Genomic DNA, 3,670 nt, shown 5'->3' with positions numbered 1-3,670 from the left:
GACAGCGGCCCGGCGGCCGCGCGTACGACGCTCACCGTGCCTTCTCCGTGAGCTTCTCCGCCCACGCGGCACAGCGGCGCGGGCATCGTCGCCGACAGCGGCCCGGCGGCCGCGCGTACGACGCTCACCGTGCCTTCTCCGTGAGCTTCTCCGCCCACGCGGCACAGCGGCGCGGGCATCGTCGCCGACAGCGGCCCGGCGGCCGCGCGTACGACGCTCATGGTGTCCCCCCGCCCGTGACCGGGGGAAACGCGGTCGAGTCGGTCGTACCGACGGCGAGCTCGGAACCCCCCGCGGTGGGGCGCAGGGCGACGACCAGGTGCCGGCGCCAGGACTCGTCGTCCCGTTCGGGGTGGTCCTCGCGCCAGTGGCAGCCGCGGGTCTCGGTACGGCGCAGGGCGGCGGCGACCAGGACGCCGGCCACGAGGTGGAGGTTGGCCGCCTCCCAGGTCTCGACACCGGGCTCGGCCGGCTTGCCGGCCTCGTCCGGGGCCAGCGCCGCCAGTTCCTCCGCGGCCCGCGCCAGGCTCTCCGCGGAGCGCAGCACCCCGGCGCCGGCGGTCATGGTGCGCTGGATCGCGTACCGCGCCTCGGCGGGCGGCAGCGGAACGGTCCGCGTGCCCGCGAGGTCGCCGGGGTCCTCGGGGGCCGGGGCCCGCACTGGGGTGCGTGCGATGTCGGCGGCGATCCGCTCGGCGAAGACCAGGCCCTCCAGCAGGGAGTTGGAGGCCAGCCGGTTGGCGCCGTGCACGCCCGTGCAGGCGACCTCGCCGCACGCGTACAGGCCGGGCACGGTGGTGCGGCCCGCCAGGTCGGTGCGCACGCCGCCGGAGGCGTAGTGCGCGGCGGGCGCGACCGGGACCGGCTCGGTGACCGGGTCGATGCCGTGGGCGCGGCAGGCGGCGAGGATGGTGGGGAACCGCTCCTGCCACATCCGTGCGCCGAAGTGCCGGGCGTCCAGGTACATGCAGTCGGCGCCCCGCTCGCGCATCCGCCGCATGATGCCCTTGGCGACGATGTCGCGCGGTGCCAGCTCGGCCAGTTCGTGCTGCCCGGCCATGAAGCGCTCGCCGTCGGCGTCGACGAGGTGCGCGCCCTCGCCGCGTACGGCCTCGGACACCAGCGGCTGCTGACCCTCGCTGCCCGGGCCCAGGTAGAGCACGGTCGGGTGGAACTGGACGAACTCCAGGTCGGAGACCTCCGCGCCCGCCCGCAGCGCCAGCGCGACGCCGTCGCCGGTGGAGACGGACGGGTTGGTGGTAGCGGAGAACACCTGGCCCATTCCGCCGGTGGCCAGCACCACCGCCGGGGCGTGGACGGCGCCCACGCCGTCGTGCCGCCCCTCGCCCATCACATGGAGGGAGACGCCGGCGGCGTGCCCGTCGGCGTCCTTGAGCAGGTCCAGGACGAGGGCGTTCTCCACCGTCTCTATCCCGGCGTCGCGTACGGCCGCCACCAGGGCGCGGGATATCTCCGCGCCGGTCGCGTCGCCGCCCGCGTGGGCGATGCGGCGGCGGTGGTGGCCGCCCTCGCGGGTCAGGGCGATCCGGCCGGTCTCGGCGGAGGTGTCGAACCGCGCCCCGGCGGCGATCAGCCTCCGTACCGCGTCCGGCCCCTCGGTGACCAGGGTGCGCACCGCCTCCTCGTCGCACAGGCCCGCGCCCGCGACCAGGGTGTCGTCCAGGTGCTGGCCGGGGGTGTCGCCCTCGCCCAGCGCGGCGGCGATCCCGCCCTGCGCCCAGCGTGTGGAGCCGGCGTCCAGCCGGGCCTTGGTGACGATCACCGTCTTGCGGCCGGAGGCCGCGCAGCGCAGCGCGGCTGTCAGGCCGGCCACTCCGGAGCCGACCACCACCACGTCCGCGGCGATGGCCCAGCCGGAGCGCGGCGCGTCCAGTCGCAGGCCTGCCGTCATCCCGTTCACCGAACCCCTCCGGGGCGTCCGAGGCGCAGCCGGACGTTGTCGATCAGTCGTGTGGTGCCCACCCGCGCCGCGACCGCGAGCACGGCCTCGCCCTCGTAGGCGCCGGGCTCGGCCGGGACCTCCGTGAAGTGGGCCGGGTCCACCAGCGCCAGGTAGTCCGGCACCAGCGGCGGCCGTGCCCGCCGGGCCTGCGCCAGTACGGCCTCGGCGGCCTGGCGCACCTCGCGCGGGCCCGCCCCGCCCGCGGCCACCGCGTCGCGTCCGGCGAACAGGGCGCGCGAGAGGGCCAGGGCTGTGGTGCGCTCGGCCTCCGACAGGTAGCGGTTGCGGCTGGAGAGGGCCAGGCCGTCGGGCTCGCGCACGGTGGGGACGCCCTCGACCTCCACGGGGAAGTTCAGATCGCGCACCATCCGGGTGATCAGGGCGAGCTGCTGGGCGTCCTTCTCCCCGTAGAGCGCCAGGTCGGGGGCGGTGAGGTGGAGCAGCTTGGCGACGACGGTGAGCATCCCGTCGAAGTGGCCGGGCCGGCTGGCGCCCTCCAGCCGCTCGCCCATCGGGCCCGCGCTGATCCTCACCTCCGGCTCCCCGCCGGGGTAGACCTCCGCCACCGGCGGCGCGAAGACGGCGTCGGCGCCCGCGCCCGCGGCCACCACGACGTCCGCGTCCAGGGTGCGCGGATAGCGGTCCAGGTCCTCGCCGGCGCCGAACTGCAGCGGGTTGACGAAGACGGTGACCACCACCTGCCCCCCGGCCCCGGCCCTCTGCCGGGCGGCGCGGACCAGGGCCGCGTGGCCCTCGTGCAGGGCTCCCATCGTCATCACCACCGCCCGCCGCCCCCTGCGAGGCAGGGCGCGCAGCTCGGCCGCGGTGCGCAGGACGGGTACGGGTGTGGGTTCGGCTGCGGGCGCGGGCACGGCTGGGCTCCTGTGGTCGGCGGTCGGTCCGGTCACCGGGTACCCCCGTCGGAGAGGACCTCCAGCAGGTCCTCGGCCAGTTCAGGCCTGAGCAGTCCGCCGGCCAGGGCCCGGTCGGCGGTGGTGCGGGCCATCGCGAGGTAGCCCGCCACCGTCTGCGGGGCGTGGCGGCGCAGCTCGGCGATGTGGGCGGCGACCGTACCGGCGTCGCCCCGGGCGACCGGGCCGGTCAGCGCGGCGTCGCCGGAGCGCAGGGCGTTGTCCAGGGCGGCGCCGAGCAGCGGGCCGAGCATCCGGTCGGGTGCGGAGACCCCGGCGGTGCGCAGCAGTTCCAAGGCCTGGGCGACCAGGGTGACCAGGTGGTTGGCGCCGAGGGCCAGGGCCGCGTGGTAGAGGGGGCGGGCCTCCTCGGCGACCCACTCCGGTTCCCCGCCCATCTCGATGACCAGCGCCTCGGCGGCCAGGCGCAGCTCCTCGGGCGCGGTGACGCCGAAGGAGCAGCCCGCCAGCCGCTGCACGTCCACGGGCGTGCCGGTGAACGTCATCACCGGGTGCAGCGCCAGCGGCAGGGCCCCGGCCCGCGTCGCGGGGTCGAGTACGGCGGTGCCGTAGCGGCCCGAGGCGTGCGCCAGCAGCTGTCCGGGGCGTACGGCGCCGGTCTCGGCCAGGCCCGCGGCCAGGGCGGGCAGGGCGTCGTCGGGGACGGTGAGCAGGACGAGGTCGGCGCGGGCCAGGACCTCGGCGGGCTCCACCAGCGGCACCCCCGGCAGCAGGGCCTCGGCCCGGCGGCGGGAGGCGTCGGAGACGCCGGAGGCGGCCACCGGGCGGTGCCCGG

The 3,670-nt window shown here is 77.1% G+C and carries 4 protein-coding genes; all 4 read right to left on the bottom strand.

What is annotated here, in order from left to right; all coding sequences use genetic code 11:
- The coding region (locus tag ACLIYP_RS29640; RefSeq protein WP_412716166.1) for a hypothetical protein at nucleotides 1-221 on the bottom strand (221 nt) is incomplete at its 3' end.
- The gene (locus tag ACLIYP_RS29635; protein WP_412716165.1) at nucleotides 218-1,912 is read right to left on the bottom strand and encodes an L-aspartate oxidase; all 1,695 of its coding nucleotides are present in this window, start codon (nucleotides 1,910-1,912) and stop codon (nucleotides 218-220) included. The genes ACLIYP_RS29640 and ACLIYP_RS29635, both read right to left, overlap by 4 nt.
- Nucleotides 1,913-1,917: 5 nt before the next feature.
- Entirely contained in the window at nucleotides 1,918-2,835 is a 918-nt protein-coding gene (panC, locus tag ACLIYP_RS29630) for a pantoate--beta-alanine ligase (protein WP_412716164.1), read from the bottom strand.
- Nucleotides 2,836-2,867: 32 nt separating this feature from the next.
- A partial coding sequence (locus ACLIYP_RS29625; RefSeq protein ID WP_412716163.1) for a Rossmann-like and DUF2520 domain-containing protein occupies nucleotides 2,868-3,670 on the bottom strand: 803 nt, incomplete at its 5' end.

Origin of the sequence: Streptomyces nanhaiensis (genome assembly GCF_046614825.1) — a bacterium.
GTDB lineage: Bacteria > Actinomycetota > Actinomycetes > Streptomycetales > Streptomycetaceae > Streptomyces > Streptomyces radiopugnans.
This window is presented reverse-complemented; position numbering and strand designations above follow the sequence as displayed.

Bases quoted from the DNA above. Each gene is read 5' to 3' on its own strand.
- ACLIYP_RS29635 (WP_412716165.1), bottom strand. From the start codon at position 1,912: ATGACGGCAGGCCTGCGACTGGACGCGCCGCGCTCCGGCTGGGCCATC.